Source organism: Streptomyces sp. NBC_00846 (assembly GCF_045207325.1).
In the GTDB taxonomy this organism is placed as follows: domain Bacteria; phylum Actinomycetota; class Actinomycetes; order Streptomycetales; family Streptomycetaceae; genus Streptomyces.
Genome location: NZ_CP108846.1, coordinates 5,641,172 through 5,656,423, shown reverse-complemented (window position 1 = coordinate 5,656,423; position 15,252 = coordinate 5,641,172). Strand labels below are relative to the sequence as shown.

Below are 15,252 nucleotides of genomic sequence, written 5' to 3'. Positions count from 1 at the left end.
GGCGGGGGCGGTGCTCGTGGCACCGGCCCCGCCGTCATTCAGCCGTGACGGAGACGGAGGTGTCAGGCCTGCTCGGCGTCCGCGGCCGGAGCCTCGGCGGCGGGGGCCTCGGCAGCCGGGGCCTCGGCAGCGGCCTCGGCCGGCGTCTCGGCGGCGTCCGCAACCTTCTCGGTCTCGGCGGAGGTCTGCACCTCGGCGTCGGCCTTCTTGTCGCCCTCGAGCAGGTCGCGCTCCCACTCGGCGAGCGGCTCGCCGGCGGCCTTCTCGCCCGGCTTCGAGTCACCGGTGGCGGCACCGGAACGGGCGATGAGGCCCTCGGCGACGGCGTCGGCGATCACGCGGGTGAGCAGGGTGACGGAGCGGATCGCGTCGTCGTTGCCCGGAATCTTGTAGTCGACCTCGTCGGGGTCGCAGTTGGTGTCGAGGATCGCGACGACCGGGATGTGGAGCTTGCGCGCCTCACCGACGGCGATGTGCTCCTTCTTGGTGTCGACGATCCAGACGGCGCTCGGCACCTTCTGCATCTCGCGGATACCACCGAGGGTCTTCTCCAGCTTGGCCTTCTCGCGGGAGAGGACCAGGAGTTCCTTCTTGGTGAGGCCGGAGGCGGCCACGTCCTCGAAGTCGATGAGCTCGAGCTCCTTCAGACGCTGAAGGCGCTTGTAGACGGTGGAGAAGTTGGTGAGCATGCCACCGAGCCAACGCTGGTTGACGTACGGCATGCCGACGCGCGTCGCCTGCTCGGCGATGGCCTCCTGGGCCTGCTTCTTCGTACCGACGAACATGATGGAGCCGCCGTGGGCGACGGTCTCCTTGACGAACTCGTAGGCGCGGTCGATGTACGACAGCGACTGGAGCAGGTCGATGATGTAGATGCCGTTGCGCTCGGTGAAGATGAAGCGCTTCATCTTCGGGTTCCAGCGACGGGTCTGGTGACCGAAGTGGACGCCGCTTTCCAGCAGCTCCCGCATCGTGACGACGGCCATGGCCGTACTCCTTGAGGTGCTCGGTTGCCGCGACCGCAGGATTGCTGTCGCGCCTGACGCCCCGACGCGCCGTGCCACAAGGGACCGAGGAGCGCGGCCACCACCCGCAGAGAGGGAGGTGGCGGGGCGTGCGAAGTCGACCCGGTGACCCGGATCGCCATAGGAAGTGTACGGGACGGGCCGGGTGCCGGGTGACGGCGTTGTCCACAACCGGTCGGTAGTCCACAGATCCGGACCATGATCCCCGCGAATCCGCGCGGCACGGGACCGTTCTGCCATGCGATGCACACCCGATCCGACCGTTTCCCTTTCCCTTGTCGTGCGCGGACTCCGGCTCGTGCGCGGACTCCGGCTCGTGCGCGGACTCCGGCTCGTGCGCGGACTCCGGCTCGTGCGCCGACTCCGGCTCGTGCGCCGACTCCGGCTCGTGCGCCGACTCCGGCTCGTGCGCGGATTCCGTTTCCGCGAGGCCGCGCTCGTGGCGGTGGTGACCCTTCTCGCGACGCTGTGCGGTGCGCCGATCGCAACAGCGGCAGGGACGGGGGCCGCGCCTGCCGCCGTGTGGCCGCTGTCCGGGCGGCCCGCGGTCGTACGGGGATGGGAGCCGCCGGCCGACGCCTACGGGCGGGGCCACCGCGGGGTGGATCTCGCCGCGGAACCGGGCACGACGGTGCTCGCCGCGGCCTCGGGCCGGGTCTCGTTCGCGGGACGTGTGGCGGGGCGCGGGGTACTGGCGATCGAGGTGGCCGGGACGGGTGATCCACCGCAGCGGACCACGTACGAGCCGGTGCGCGCGCTGGTCGCGAAGGACGAGGAGGTGGTGGCGGGACAGGTCGTGGCAGTCATGGAGGCGGGGCCCTTCCACTGCGCGTCGGGCTGTCTGCACTGGGGGCTGCGGCGCGGTGCCGCGTATCTGGATCCGTTGTCGCTGCTGCCGCCCGGGCTGCTGCGGCGGGGGCCGTCCCGGCTGCTGCCGGTGTTCGGCGTACCGGAGCCGCGGCCCTCGGCCGAGGGGGCCGGGGACGGGCTCGCCGCCCCCGGCGTTCTGCTCGTCGCCGCCGTGCGACGCCGACGTCAGTCCTGTACGCCCTGCACGCCGCGCAGGATCATGGCGACAGCGGTGTCCGCGATCACGCCCGGCTCCTCCGCCACGCCGAGTTCGATACGCCGCACCGCGGCGTCCACCGAGCCCTGCAGCAACATCGCCGCCAGCCTCGGCTGTTCGTGGCCGAGGTCGCCGAGCGCCTCGACGATCATGGCGATCAGCCCGCCGTGCGCGGCCCTGATCTTCTCGCGTGCGCCCGCGTCCAGTTCGCTCGCCGAGATCGCGACGACCGCCCGGTGGCGGCGGTCGCCGACGAGGTCGAGCTGTCGCCGTACGTAGGCCTCGATCTTCGCCTCCGGCGTGGCGGCCTGCTCCATCGCGCCTTCGACCTCGGCCGCCCAGACGGGGAAGTCGACGGCGCAGAGCTCTTCGACGACGGCCGCACGGGAGCGGAAGTACTCATAGACGGAGGACCGGGCGAGGCCCGTGCGTTCGGCGAGAGCGGGGAAGGTCAACGCCTCCGTACCGCCCTCGGACAGCAGGGAGCGGGCGGCGTCCAGGAGGGCGTCGCGCTGCATGGTCCGGTGCTCGGCCACCGAGGCCGCTCGAATCCTGGGCACCCGTCCACTCTACGGCGACCGGTGTCCGAGAGGGCGCGTAAGGCCCCTATTGGTGCCCGAAGCAGCCACAACCGCACCGGCCACCAGGAGGGGGTCAGCGGCCGGCGTCGGCCAGTTTCGCGCGCAGTTGCAGCACCGATTTGGTGTGGATCTGGCTGACACGGCTCTCGGTGACCCCGAGCACGTTGCCGATCTCGGCGAGCGTGAGGCCCTCGTAGTAGTAGAGCGTGACAACCGTCTTCTCACGCTCCGGAAGCGTGTTGATCGCCCGGGCGAGCAGCCGCCTGAGCTCACGGTCCTCGGCGACTTCGACCGGATCGTCGGCGGCGGTGTCCTCCAGCGTGTCCATCAGGCTCAGCCGGTCGCCGCCCTCGCCGCCGACGTGCAGCAGCTCTTCCAGCGCGACCACGTTGGCGAGCGACAACTGGCTGAAAACCGCGTGCAGTTCCTCCAGCGCGATGCCCATTTCCGCAGCGACCTCCGGCTCGGAAGGAGTGCGTCGCAGCTGCGCCTCCAGCGTGGCGTAGGCACGTTCCACCGCCCGCGCCTTCTGGCGCACCGAGCGCGGGATCCAGTCCAGCGCCCGGAGTTCGTCGATCATCGCGCCCCGGATGCGGGTGATCGCGTACGTCTCGAACTTGATCGCGCGCTCGATGTCGAACTTCTCGATCGCGTCGATCAGTCCGAAGACGCCCGAGGAGACGAAGTCCGCCTGCTCGACGTTGGAAGGCAGGCCCACACTCACCCTGCCCGCGACGTACTTCACCAGCGGCGAGTAGTGCAGGATCAGCTGCTCCCGCAGCCGCTCGTCGCCCGTGGACTTGTAGGAACGCCACAACTCGTCGAGCGAGGAGGGGGCAGGGGGGCGCACAGTGCCACGCGCAGCCGGTGGTACTGCCGCGCGGTCAGACCCGGAGGTGTGCTGGGGCATGTGGTGCCTTGAGCCGTTCTGCTGTGAAGTGCTGGGGGACTTGTGTCTGAATCGGATTCCTTGCGAGCGTAGCGTGACTGAGGCGTCGCGGTCCGCGCAGGACAGCGGATCGGCGCTGTGCCATACCGGTCGATCCAACATGCCTGAGTTCCGGGGCCGTCGCCGCGTGCGCCGGCCCCGGAAGGGTCGCTGAAGGATCCGCCGAGGTCATCGGCATCACCTTTTCACCCGAATGCTCCAGGTCAAGTACCGCCTCGCCGCGCGTCGCCATTGCATATACGTCGCGGCGTCAACCGCCATCCGTCGCCATCACGTTCGACGAACCCCAGTGAGTGCAGTTCGTACAGTCTGCCGAGCGCTTCGTCGGCGCTGGTTCCCGCCGCGCGGGCCACCTCGCGCCCGCTGACGGCCCCGCGCGACGGCAGCGCGTCGAGGACCCTGGCGGAGACGGCGTCCAGCAGGTCCCTGGGGTGTACGGGGCCATGCCTGGCCGGGGCCAGTTCACCGATGTCCCCCACCAGTTCGGCTACTTCCGCGGCGTCCGTCACCAGGATGCCTTCCCCGCGGAGCAGTTCATGGACTCCTGCCGACAACCCGCTGGTGGCGGGGCCCGGCACACCCATGGTGAAGCGGCCGAGCCGCTGCGCGCAGCGTGCGGTGACCAGCGAACCGCTGCGGTATTCGGCCTCGACCACCACCGTCCCGCGCGTCAACGCGGCGATGACCCGGTTCCGGAGGATGAACCTGCTGCGGGTCGGATGATCGGATGGTGGCAATTCGCCGATGACGAGCCCCTGTTCCGCCATGCGTCCGATCAGCTCGGCGTGGCCCCGGGGATAGGCGACGTCCACGCCGCAGGCCAGGACCGCCATCGTCGCCCCATCGACAGCGAGCGCGCCACGATGAGCTGCCCCGTCCACCCCGAACGCCGCTCCCGAGACCACCACCCACCCCAGCTCGGCGAGACCCGCACCGAGGCTCGCCGCCATGTGGGAGCCGTACGGCGTGCAGGCACGGGCACCGACCACGGCGACCGAGCGCAGCGCCCAGAGCCGCAGATCGCGCGGTCCCCGCACCCACAGGCCGATCGGCCTGGCGTGTCCCAGGTCGTCGAGCTGGCTGGGCCACTCCCGCTCGCCGGGGCAGACGAACCGTCCACCGAGTGCTGCGACTGCCGCGAAGTCCTGCTCGGGCTCGGCGCTCTCGGCCCGTAACCGGTACCCGTCGAGACGTTTCGGAGTCATTCCGGTCATTTGCTCCGCCGCCCCGTCCCTGGTGGTGATCCGCCGTATCAGCTCGACGGCGCCGAGTTCGCGCAGCCATCGGCCGCCGCGCTCGTCCCCCGGCTCCAGGATGCGGGTCAGCGCGGCCCGCGCCAGGCGTTCCCGATCGCTCACCGCCGCTCCCGGCTCCCCCTCCGGTCCTGGCTCGGGCCCCGCGCCTGACTCCGGGTCCCACCCCGATGCGCGCCCCAGGTGCTGCCCCTGGTCATGGTCCGCCCGCACTGTCATGAGGCTCCGGCCTTCGTCAGGGTGCCTCGGGGGATCCCGGTCCGCAGTTCCAGCGCCACCGCGATGTCGGAGGCTTCCGGCCGGTCGGCACCGCGCAGATCGGCGACGGTCCACGCCACCCTGAGCACCCGGTCCAGGCCCCGAGCCGTGAGTATGCCGCGTTCCATGTCCCGTTCGGCTTCCATGAGCGCGCCCGGTGCCACGACCAGCCGGGTCCGCAGCTCGTGGCCGGGCACCTCGCTGTTGGTCGTCCACGCCGTGCCGGCCAACCGTTGTGCCGCCCGCGCCCTCGCCTCCCGGACCCGGGCCGCGACGGTGGCCGTCGACTCGCCCCTGCCGCTCTGCCCCATCAGGTCCTCGCGCCTGACGGGATCGACGGCCACCCGCAGATCGACCCGGTCGAGCAAGGGCCCGGAGAGCCTCGACTGATAGCGGCGGACCGTCGACGGCGCGCACTCGCAACCGGCGCCGCTGAGTGAGTGCCGGCCGCACGGGCAGGGATTGGCGGCCAGCACCATCAGGAATCTGGCGGGCAGCCGCACCACCCCGGCGCTGCGTGCCACCACCACATGCCCCGACTCCAGTGGCTGGCGCAACGCGTCCAGCACCCGCATGGAGAATTCCGGTGCCTCGTCCAGAAAGAGAATCCCTCGGTGGGCCAGGGAGACCGCACCGGGCCTCGGCAGCCCGTTGCCCCCGCCGACCAACGACTGCATGGTCGCCGAGTGGTGCGGTGCGCAGTACGGCGCCCGGGTAACCAGCGGTTCCCCCGACGGCAGAATGCCGGCCACCGAGTGCACCGCGGTGACCTCCAGGGACTCCTTCCTCGTCAACACGGGCAGGATCGCCGGCAATCGCTCGGCCAGCATGGTCTTGCCGGCACCCGGCGGCCCGGAGAGCAGCAGATGGTGACCCCCCGCCGCGGCGACCTCCAGCGCCTTGCGGGGCCGCAACTGCCCCGCCACGTCCGCGAGATCCGGCAGGTTGCCGTCGCCCTGGCCGGGCCCCCGGGCGAGCCCGGTGCCGATCCCCGCACCGGGCACCATCAGCCCGGCCAGCATGGTGTCGGGGCGCCCCTCGTCGTGGGCCTGCCGCTCCTCCGGCACCGGCTCGTCGCAGAGCACCGCGATCAGCTGCCGCAGGCTCCGCACTCCGAGAACCGAGACCCCGGGCACCAGCGCCGCCTCCCCCGCGGTCTGCTCGGGCACGACGACCTGGCGGTACCCGGCGTCCGCCGCGGCGAGCACGGCGGGCAGTACTCCGCGCACCGGCCGCACCCGACCGTCGAGCCCCAGCTCACCGATCATCACCACATCGGCGATGGACTCCGGATCGATCCGCTCGGCCGCACCCAGCACCGCACAGGCCACCGCCAGATCGAATCCGGAGCCGCCCTTCGGCACGGAGGCCGGTGACAGACCCACCGTGAGTTTCTTCTGTGGCCACTCTGCCCCGGAGTTCACGACCGCGGCCCTGACCCGGTCCCGACTCTCCACCAGGCTCTTGTCCGGCAGCCCCACCAGGGTGAACGCGGCCACCCCCGCCTCCAGGTCCGCCTGAACCTCCACCACCACGCCCTCGACGCCGACGAGCGCCACTGAACACGCCCGCGCGAACCCCATCAGGCCACCCCGCGCGCATGCTCGACGACGGGCGCTCCACGTCTGGGCAGCACCACGCCGACCAGGTCGATCCTGACCCCGCCGGGCGGCGGGCCTCCGTGCCGGTGGAGCCAGATCCCGGCCAGCCGTCGCAGCCGATCCGCCTTGACCGGCGTGACCGCCGCCATCGGGTGTTCGAAGGCACCCGACCTGCGGGTCTTCACCTCGCAGACCACGAGTGCGTCGCCGTCCAACGCGACGATGTCGATCTCACCGGCACGACAGCGCCAGTTCCGTTCCAGTACGGACATGCCTGCTTCGGTCAGCAGTCGCGCCGCCAAATCCTCGCCGAACCGCCCGAGTGCCCCCCGTGCGTTCATATCGGCACCACCTCCGGGACCGACTCTGACGCGTTCGGCCCCGGCTTGTGGATCTTGGTGGACAACTCGTGGATTGTGGACAACTCGGCCACCCGGAGGTGGGAATCGATCCCCCGAAGCCGGGGATCACCCGAAGGTGGGGGCAGTCCTCCGGAGGCGACGAGCGATCCCCTTCGGGTCTTCCCTCGAATCCTCCTCGGATGCCCCCTGGGTCTCCCCCGGAGAGCGGGCTCAGCCGCCCGGAAGTTCGAGATCGCTCTTGTTGAGCTCCTCGATGTTGACGTCCTTGAATGTCAACACGCGTACCTGCTTGACGAAGCGTGCGGGCCGGTACATGTCCCAGACCCAGGCGTCCGCCATGGATACTTCGAAAAACACCTCGCCCTGAACCGAGTGAACCTGCATCTCGTAGTCGTTGGTGAGGTAGAAGCGCCGTTCGGTCTCGATCACATATTTGAACAGACCGACGACATCTCGGTACTCCCGGTAGAGCTTCAGCTCCATCTCGGTCTCGTACTTTTCGAGGTCCTCGGCGCTCATTGGCATGTTCCCCTTCAGCCGTGCGTGCCCCCATTGTGCGCCAGGCCCCGGTGTCCCCGGGCGCTTAGGCGATTTCGGGGGCCAGAACCATTGGCGTACACGGAGGACCCTCGTCGAGCAGCGTCCGCAGCAACTCGGCAAGCCTGGTCGGATACACCGTCTCACGCGCCGCCGACAGTTCGGCGGAGGTCCACCACCTCAGACCTGCGACGCTGCGCTGCTCCAGCCCGGTCATCCCGCTGGTGTCGGTGGCGGTCCGCGTCGTGCGTGCCAGGAAGTACCACTCGTCCTGGTTCCAGCGGCGCCCGTCGAACGGGAACGAGCACAGCCGCTGCCAGAGCAGCGGGCCCAGCTCGACATCGGTGATCCCGGTCTCCTCGGCGAGCTCGCGCAGCGCGGCCTGTTCCCGGGTCTCCGCGCCCTCCAGGCCGCCACCGGGGGTGAACCACCAGGTGCTCCGGGGGTCCTCCGGTTCGAACCCGTGTATCAGGAGAATGCGGTCGTCGGGGTCCAGGAGTACCACCCGGGCGACCTTCCGCTGCTCAGTGTGCACCGGCCGTCGCCCTTTCCCGCTTGTCCCGCCTGCGGTCCGATCGCGCGGACCGCGCCGCGATCGGGCCGTACGCGGCACCGCCGAGGATAAGCACCACACCGGCCGCCATGGCGCCGAGCTGCAGCCGTAACGGCCCGGGCGACGACACCCCGCCCGGGAAGGACGCGAAGGCCGGCGGCCGCCCGACCATGCCGTTCATCGGCCAGGCGATGGCGTCCACCCGGGCCCGCACCGCGCTGCGCGGCACGGAACCCTGTCCCGGGTCCTTCAGATGGACCCGGGAGTCCAACGATGAACTGCGCTCGTCACCGAGCAGGAAGAGCTGCCCCTTGGGCACATCCGCAGTGAAGTTCTTCAAGGAGGCGGGCCCCTCGGTCTGCAGATACGGTTCCTCAACGCGTTTGCCGTTGATCGTGAGCCGGCCCTTGTCGCAACAGGCGATCGTGTCGCCGCCGATCCCGACGACCCGCTTCACCATGGGGATGTCACCCCACGCCGGATCGGTAAAGACCACCACGTCGCCGCGGTGCACCTCGCTGCCGTCGATCCGCTCGGCGAGTACCCGGTCACCGGCATGCACCGTCGGTGTCATCGACCCGGTGGGCACCGTGTAGGGCCGGTACACCACGGCCCCCCAGACGAAGCCTCCGAGAAAGAGCACACAGCCGACGGCCACGGCCAGCCCCGACAACATGCTGCCGAGCCGGCCGTGGCCGTCACCTGTACGTCCTATTGCACTCATCCCAGCGCCACCACCTCGGAGATCGACAACCGCTGATCCGAGTCGGCACACTACCCGGCGGTACGCCCGCTGGTCAGCTTCCTGCGACGCCACAGCACGATGGGCAGCGCACCGGCCACGCCGAGTGCTCCGGGGGCCAGGCCCGTCGCCGCATTGATCCCCGGCTGGTCGAAGGTCTTCGGGACGGGCAGGGTCGACCAGCGGTTGATCGGCCAGGCCACGACGATGGCGCGGCCGACGACCTCGTCGTTGGAGACCGTGCCGCCACCCGGGAGCGCCTGGTGATAGCGGGAGTCGAGGGAGTTCTGGCGGTGGTCGCCCATCACCCAGATCCGGCCCTTGGGAACCTGGATCGGGCCGAACGGCTCGTCGTTGCAGGGGGTGTTCCCCGGGAAGATGAACGACTTGTCGTCCAGGGCCTTGCCATTGACGACGACAGGGCCGTCCTTCTTGCACTCCACTGTGTCGCCGCCGACCGCGATGACTCGCTTGATCAGGTCCTTCTCCTCGGCGGACGGCATCAGTCCGATGAAGCTGAGGAACTTCTGCACCACATTGGGATTGGCCGCCTGGGTGTTCTCCAGCCAGCCGCCCGGGTCGTGGAAGACCACGACCTCGCCGCGCTTGGGCTCCGCGCCGAACCACGGGGTCAGCTTGTCGACCAGCACCCGGTCGCCCCGCTGGAGCGTGTTCTGCATCGAGTCCGAGGGGATCGAGAACGCCTGCACCAGAAACGTCTTGATCAGCAGCGCGAGAACCAGCGCGATGATGATGAGCAGCGGCAGCTCCTTCCAGAAGGAGCGCGGCTTCTTCTGGGCCGTACCACCGTCGTCCGGAGAGTCGCCGTCACCCTCCGCGCGGTCCGTCGCCCCGGCGGACTCGACATTCTCCGGATTGTCAGGCCGGTCCTCGGGTTCCTCGTATCCGGATCGTGCGCCGACCGCCAAATCCCCCACATCCACTCCTTACTCCGTGCCACCGCCTGCGCCCTAGCCGGTGCAGGCCCACCACTCCCATAACGAGCGGGAGTTCCGCAGGGGTCGGGAGAGGGATCATTCCGTTGGGATCCTTGGACACCACACTATTCGACGGGCCCGAGGCAGCAGCCGTCCCGGCGCGCGCGTCAGGGACCGAGTCGAAAGTCGCCGGTTCCTCCAGTTTTCGCCAGTGCCCGAAGGGCCAGGCGATGACGACAGCACGTCCCACGACCTCGTCCTCGGAAACCGTGCCGTGTCCCGGCTCGTCCAGGTGATAGCGCGAATCGGCCGAATCCGACCGGTGATCACCCATCACGAAGATCCGTCCGGCCGGAACCTTTACCTCGAATTTGATGAGGGAGGGCGGATTGCCGGGATAGAGATAGGGCTCGTCGAGCGGTACGCCGTTGACGGTGATCCGGCCGTTCTTGTCGCAGCACTTCACCGTGTCGCCGCCGACCGCGACCACCCGCTTGATCAGATCCTGCTCGTTGTCCGACGGCAGCAGCCCGATGAAGGTCAGCGCTTCCTTCGCCTGCTTGACGACGACGGGCGGGTCCTTCTCGACGGTGTTCTCCTGCTTGAGCCAGTGGCCCGGGTCCTTGAAGACGACGACGTCGCCGCGCTGGGGCCTCGATCCGAACCAGGGCGTCAGTTTGTCCACGAGCACCCGGTCGCCGATCCGGATGGTCTGCTCCATCGATCCGGACGGGATCACGAAGGCCTGCACCAGGAAGGTCTTGAGCACGAGCGCGATCAGCAGCGCCACGACGATGAGAACGGGGATCTCCCGGACGGCCGACCTGCGCCGCCGGCGCTTGACCTTGCGGGCGAGCTTGCGCCGCTCCACCCTGGTCGGCAGCGACCGCGCGGGCGCCGGCCCGGCGCCGGACGGCGGCGGTATCTCCGGATCGTCTCCGCCCTGCCCCCGCCGTCGGCTACCCATGGGCCCCGCCCGGCACCCGTGGACCGGCGAATGCCGCGCTGTCCGGCAGCGAGCCCAGCCGGCCCAGCGGCCAGCCGATCCAGTCCACCCTGCCGATCACCATGTCGACCGGGACCATGCCACCACCCGGCTCTCCCAGGTGGTCGCGCGAGTCGCGGGAATTGCTGCGGTGGTCGCCCATCATCCACAGCGTGCCGTCGGGGACGACGATGTCGAAGCGCACCCCGGACGGCGCATCGCCCGGATACAGGTAGTCCTCGTCGACCGGGCTGCCGTTCACCTCGACCCGTCCCCGCTTGTCGCAGCAGACCACCCGGTCGCCCCCCACGCCCACCACCCGCTTCACGTAGTCCGTCTCGGCGGGCTCCGCCAGGCCCAGGGACGCTGCCGCACCGTGCAGCAGCCCGGTGACGGGATTCTCCCGGGGCGGCTCCTGCACAAAGGAACCGGTGCCGTCGAATACCACGACATCGCCGCGCCGCGGTACGGAGCCGAAACGGTACGCCAACTTGTTCACCAGCACCCGGTCTTCCACCCGCAGGGTGGGCTCCATCGAGCCGCTGGGAATCAGGAAGGGCTGCACCACGAAGGCGCTGACGAGCAGCACGAAGACCGAGCAGACGGCACCGAGCGCGGCGGTCCGCCGCCATGACATCGAAGCGGTCAGCCGGTCCGGGATACGCGAGAAGCGCGACCCCTCCTCCGACCCTGCTGCGGGTGCGAAGGAGCGGTCGCGCTCCGTGGGCTTGGCTTCCGTGTCCATCGGGGCCAGAGCTTATCCGGCCGTCCTGTGGACCTGGGAGTCAGCTCAGTTGTCGCGCTTCTCCTTGATCTTCGCGGCCTTGCCGCGCAGCTCACGGAGGTAGTACAGCTTGGCGCGACGGACGTCACCGCGGGTGACGAGCTCGATCTTCTCGAAGATCGGGCTGTGCACCGGGAAGGTGCGCTCGACGCCGACGCTGAAGGAGACCTTGCGGACCGTGAAGGTCTCGCTGACACCCGAGCCCTGGCGGCGGATGACTACGCCCTTGAACTGCTGGATACGGGAGCGGTTGCCCTCGATCACTCGCACGTGGACGTTGACGGTGTCGCCGGGGCGGAAGGCCGGGACGTCGGTACGCAGCGAGGCGGCGTTGACGCCATCGAGCAGGGAAGCCATGTTGTCTGCTTTCTTCGCCGATGCCACAGGTCATCGACGGGAGAGTGATGAATTCGGGGTGCTGATCACGTCGGGCGGGCGTCGGAACCATCCCCATGTCCATGGGGAACACAACGGTCGCTTTCCCCCTGTGGCAGGGGCGCACGTCGGACGGACAGCGGCGGCCTATTCTTCCACGGCCTCGGGCCTGCGCCAAAATCGGCCCCCGGGCTCCGGTGACCAGCCGAGGATGGAGAGGATCTCGCGGTCCTTCTTGTCGAAGGCGCTCGCCTCGCAGCGCTCGATCAGATCGGGCCGGTTGAGGGCGGTGCGGCGGAACGCCTCATCCCGCCGCCAGCGCGCGATCTTCCCGTGGTGCCCGCTGAGCAGGACGTCCGGGATGCCCCTGCCGCGCCACTCGGGCGGCTTGGTGTAGACCGGCCCCTCCAGCAGATTGGCCATCGCGCCGGGGGCGAAGGAGTCGTCCCGGTGTGATTCGGCATTGCCGAGCACGCCGGGCAGGAGCCGGGCCACCGCCTCCGTGATCACCAGTACCGCGGCTTCCCCGCCGGCCAGCACGTAATCCCCGATGGACACCTCGACGACCGGCATGCGGGTCGCGTACTCGTCCGTCACCCGCCGGTCGATGCCCTCGTAGCGGGCCGGCGTGAAGATCAGCCACGGCCGCTCGGAGAGCTCGACGGCGAGCTCCTGGGTGAACGGGCGGCCGCTGGGTGTGGGTACCACGAGCACCGGGGAGTGCGCCCCGGCCTCGTACCCGGCCGACAGCGCGTCGTCCAGCGCCTCGCCCCACGGCTCGGTCTTCATGACCATGCCGGGGCCGCCGCCGTACGGGGTGTCGTCGACCGTGTTGTGCCGGTCGTACGTCCAGTCGCGCAGGTCGTGCACGTGCACGTCGAGGCGGCCGCGCGCGCGTGCCTTGCCGACGAGGGAGACGTTCAGCGGCTCCAGGTACTCCGGGAAGATCGTGACGACGTCGAGGCGCATCAGGCGTCCTTCCCGGCCCCGGGCGCCTCGTCCCCGTCGTCGTCTGCTTCGCAGTCTTCGTCCCGCGAGGAGTCGATCACAGCCTGGCTCTCGTCGACCAGACCGGGCGGCGGGGTGATCACGGCGCGCTGCGCTTCGAGATCGATCTCGGCGACGATCTCCTCCACGAACGGGATCATCACCTCGCTGCCGTCCGGCCGCTCGACAATGAAGAGGTCCTGGGACGGCAGATGCGTGATCTCGGTGATCCGGCCGATCTCGGTACCGTCGGCGAGGACCACGTCGAGGTCCATGAGCTGATGGTCGTAGAACTCCTCGGGGTCCTCGGGGAGTTCCGCCGGATCGACCTCGGCGATCAGGAGCGTGTTGCGCAGGGCCTCGGCAGCCGTACGGTCGCGTACGCCCTCGAAGCGCAGCAGCAGCCGTCCGCTGTGCACCCGGCCGGTCTCGATCGTCAGCGGTCCGGCGCCGGCCGGTTCGGTGGCGAGTACGGCCCCGGGCGCGAGCCGCAGCTCCGGCTCGTCCGTACGCACCTCGACGGTGACCTCGCCCTTGATGCCGTGGGCACGGCCGATCCGCGCGACTACCAACTGCACCTTGTGTTTCTCCTGTCCTACGACCCTGCAGTACGACGACGGGCCGGGGTGGGCACATGGCCCTCCCCGGCCCGTGCCGGTGTTCAACTCTGTCAGCGAACCTGATCCACGTCGACGAGGTCGACGCGGATACCACGGCCGCCGATGGCGCCCACGACGGTACGCAGCGCGCGTGCGGTACGACCGTTGCGGCCGATCACCTTGCCGAGGTCGTCGGGGTGGACCCGGACCTCCAGCACGCGACCACGGCGCAGGTTGCGCGAGGCGACCTGCACATCGTCAGGGTTGTCGACGATGCCCTTCACGAGGTGCTCGAGAGCCTCCTCGAGCATGCTCAGGCCTCGGTCGACTCGGCGGACGCAGCCGCGTCAGCAGCCTCGTCCGCCTTCTTGTCGGACTTCTTCGCCTTCTGCGTGATGGCCTCACCCTTGGACTCCTCGCCGGTGTCCTTGGCCAGGGCCTCGAACAGGGCACGCTTGTCGGCCTTGGGCTCCGGCTGCAGCAGCGGCGCGGGGGCCGGGAGACCCTTGTGGGCCTGCCAGTCACCGGTGAGCTTCAGGATCGCGAGAACCGGCTCGGTCGGCTGGGCGCCGACGGACAGCCAGTACTGCGCACGCTCCGAGTTGACCTCGATGCGCGAGGGGTTCTGTACCGGGTGGTACAGGCCGATCTCCTCGATGGCCCGGCCGTCACGGCGGGTACGGGAGTCGGCGACGACGATGCGGTAGTGAGGCGAACGGATCTTGCCCAGACGCTTCAGCTTGATCTTGACTGCCACGGAAGTGGTGTCTCCTGGTCTATGACGTGGTTGGGCACAACGAAGATGCCACGTGGGGTTGCGGTACTCGGGTGCCCGATGGACGCGTCAGCCGGAGGAGAGAGGGGTCCTATGCGACTGTCGAGTACAGCTAGCCATTGTGCCACACCGCGTCGGATCACCCCACCGCGACCGCCCCCTCGGGGATACGGAACGGCTTCCCGCAGCCACCGCAGACGATCGGCGCCTGCGCCAGCACCGACGGGACGACCCGCACATTGCGTCCGCAGTCGCAGACCGCCTTGACGCGGACGCCCCCGCCGGAGGAGCCGTGCCGGGCGGCCGGCCCGCGGAAGGAACGCTTGGTGTCGGCGGCGGTGGCGACCGTATGCGCCTTGAGGGCGCGCTGCAGCCGCTCGATCGTCGGGCGGTACCTCCGCTTGGCCTCGGGGTTGAGCGTGACCAGCGAGAAGCCGCTGCTGGGGTGGGGCTCCTCGGCATGATCGAGGCCCAGCTCCTCGGCGATCGCGAGGAATCGTCGGTTGTGGTAGCGGCCGGCCCGCGAGGTGTCGCGGACACCTCGCGCGGCGGCGATGCCGTGGACTGCCTCATGGAGCAGTCGCTCGAAGGAGAGTTCGGCGCCACAGGCGGACGAGGACTCTCCGATCAGGGACTCTGGCGCGGCTAGATCGGGCAGCTCGGGGTGGTACCGCTGAATGTCGGCCCACGCCTGCGCCAGCTCTGCGGCAAGTACAGGTGGTGTCGTGCTCACGTCGTGACAACGAGCACGAGGGCCCCGGTGTTCCGATTCCGGGCCATCCCAAATAATTTGCACGTACCAGTCAGTTGCCATTGATGCGTCCTGACGAGGGCGGGTGCGCTGATCTGCGGAGAAGCCTCACAGCTCACACCAAGGTGGTA

Annotated in this window: 18 protein-coding genes and 1 pseudogene; 1 reads left to right on the top strand and 18 read right to left on the bottom strand. The window is 69.6% G+C overall.

Going from position 1 to position 15,252, the window contains the following annotated elements; genetic code table 11:
* Positions 1-62: 62 nt before the first annotated feature.
* Positions 63-986, bottom strand: a complete 924-nt coding sequence (gene rpsB / locus OG936_RS26075; protein ID WP_266748965.1) for a 30S ribosomal protein S2 — start codon at positions 984-986, stop codon at positions 63-65.
* 277 nt (positions 987-1,263) lie between these two features.
* Between rpsB and OG936_RS26070 the strand changes: the two are divergent.
* Positions 1,264-1,848 (top strand): annotated as a pseudogene (locus OG936_RS26070) (peptidoglycan DD-metalloendopeptidase family protein); the annotation flags it as partial.
* Positions 1,849-2,060: 212 nt separating this feature from the next.
* Here OG936_RS26070 and OG936_RS26065 read toward each other — a convergent pair.
* The 17 genes from OG936_RS26065 to OG936_RS25985 all read right to left on the bottom strand — a co-directional run bounded on the left by OG936_RS26065 (position 2,061) and on the right by OG936_RS25985 (position 15,103).
* Positions 2,061-2,627 (bottom strand): TetR/AcrR family transcriptional regulator, encoded by a 567-nt coding sequence (locus OG936_RS26065; protein ID WP_406500613.1) that lies wholly within the window; start codon positions 2,625-2,627, stop codon positions 2,061-2,063.
* Between the two features lie 118 nt (positions 2,628-2,745).
* Positions 2,746-3,582 (bottom strand): RNA polymerase sigma factor WhiG, encoded by an 837-nt coding sequence (whiG, locus tag OG936_RS26060; RefSeq protein WP_266748964.1) that lies wholly within the window; start codon positions 3,580-3,582, stop codon positions 2,746-2,748.
* Between the two features lie 242 nt (positions 3,583-3,824).
* Positions 3,825-4,979, bottom strand: a complete 1,155-nt coding sequence (gene dprA / locus OG936_RS26055; protein ID WP_406497863.1) for a DNA-processing protein DprA — start codon at positions 4,977-4,979, stop codon at positions 3,825-3,827.
* Between the two features lie 110 nt (positions 4,980-5,089).
* Complete coding sequence (locus tag OG936_RS26050; protein WP_406497861.1) at positions 5,090-6,715, bottom strand: YifB family Mg chelatase-like AAA ATPase; 1,626 nt, start codon at positions 6,713-6,715, stop codon at positions 5,090-5,092.
* Positions 6,715-7,074, bottom strand: coding sequence for a YraN family protein (locus OG936_RS26045; protein WP_266748934.1), 360 nt, complete (start codon positions 7,072-7,074; stop codon positions 6,715-6,717). The genes OG936_RS26050 and OG936_RS26045 overlap by 1 nt, the downstream gene beginning before the upstream one ends.
* Positions 7,075-7,305: 231 nt before the next feature.
* Complete coding sequence (locus tag OG936_RS26040) at positions 7,306-7,614, bottom strand: DUF2469 domain-containing protein (protein WP_003965949.1); 309 nt, start codon at positions 7,612-7,614, stop codon at positions 7,306-7,308.
* Positions 7,615-7,678: 64 nt separating this feature from the next.
* Positions 7,679-8,167, bottom strand: a complete 489-nt coding sequence (locus OG936_RS26035) for an NUDIX hydrolase (protein WP_266748933.1) — start codon at positions 8,165-8,167, stop codon at positions 7,679-7,681.
* Positions 8,157-8,909, bottom strand: a complete 753-nt coding sequence (lepB, locus tag OG936_RS26030) for a signal peptidase I (RefSeq protein WP_383751541.1) — start codon at positions 8,907-8,909, stop codon at positions 8,157-8,159. The genes OG936_RS26035 and lepB (OG936_RS26030) overlap by 11 nt, the downstream gene beginning before the upstream one ends.
* 50 nt (positions 8,910-8,959) lie before the next feature.
* Complete coding sequence (gene lepB, locus OG936_RS26025) at positions 8,960-9,856, bottom strand: signal peptidase I (protein ID WP_406500612.1); 897 nt, start codon at positions 9,854-9,856, stop codon at positions 8,960-8,962.
* Positions 9,807-10,832, bottom strand: a complete 1,026-nt coding sequence (gene lepB / locus OG936_RS26020) for a signal peptidase I (RefSeq protein WP_406497859.1) — start codon at positions 10,830-10,832, stop codon at positions 9,807-9,809. The genes lepB (OG936_RS26025) and lepB (OG936_RS26020) overlap by 50 nt, the downstream gene beginning before the upstream one ends.
* Entirely contained in the window at positions 10,825-11,595 is a 771-nt protein-coding gene (lepB, locus tag OG936_RS26015) for a signal peptidase I (protein WP_406497857.1), read from the bottom strand. Before lepB (OG936_RS26015) ends, lepB (OG936_RS26020) begins: the two co-directional genes overlap by 8 nt.
* A gap of 45 nt (positions 11,596-11,640) precedes the next feature.
* Positions 11,641-11,991, bottom strand: coding sequence for a 50S ribosomal protein L19 (gene rplS / locus OG936_RS26010; protein ID WP_093899094.1), 351 nt, complete (start codon positions 11,989-11,991; stop codon positions 11,641-11,643).
* A 165-nt stretch (positions 11,992-12,156) separates the two neighbouring features.
* Positions 12,157-12,978 carry a tRNA (guanosine(37)-N1)-methyltransferase TrmD gene (trmD, locus tag OG936_RS26005; protein WP_406497855.1) on the bottom strand — a complete coding sequence of 274 codons (822 nt, stop codon included), beginning with the start codon at positions 12,976-12,978 and terminating at the stop codon, positions 12,157-12,159.
* Complete coding sequence (rimM, locus tag OG936_RS26000; protein ID WP_406497853.1) at positions 12,978-13,574, bottom strand: ribosome maturation factor RimM; 597 nt, start codon at positions 13,572-13,574, stop codon at positions 12,978-12,980. The genes trmD and rimM overlap by 1 nt, the downstream gene beginning before the upstream one ends.
* A gap of 92 nt (positions 13,575-13,666) precedes the next feature.
* On the bottom strand, positions 13,667-13,906 hold the full coding sequence (locus OG936_RS25995) for an RNA-binding protein (RefSeq protein WP_005311361.1): 240 nt from the start codon (positions 13,904-13,906) through the stop codon (positions 13,667-13,669).
* 2 nt (positions 13,907-13,908) lie between these two features.
* Positions 13,909-14,352: a 30S ribosomal protein S16 gene (gene rpsP / locus OG936_RS25990; protein WP_383751530.1), complete on the bottom strand. Its 444-nt coding sequence runs from the start codon at positions 14,350-14,352 to the stop codon at positions 13,909-13,911.
* 157 nt (positions 14,353-14,509) lie between these two features.
* A complete protein-coding gene (locus OG936_RS25985; RefSeq protein WP_406497851.1) occupies positions 14,510-15,103 on the bottom strand; it encodes a hypothetical protein in 594 nt (197 codons plus the stop codon).
* Positions 15,104-15,252 lie beyond the last annotated feature (149 nt).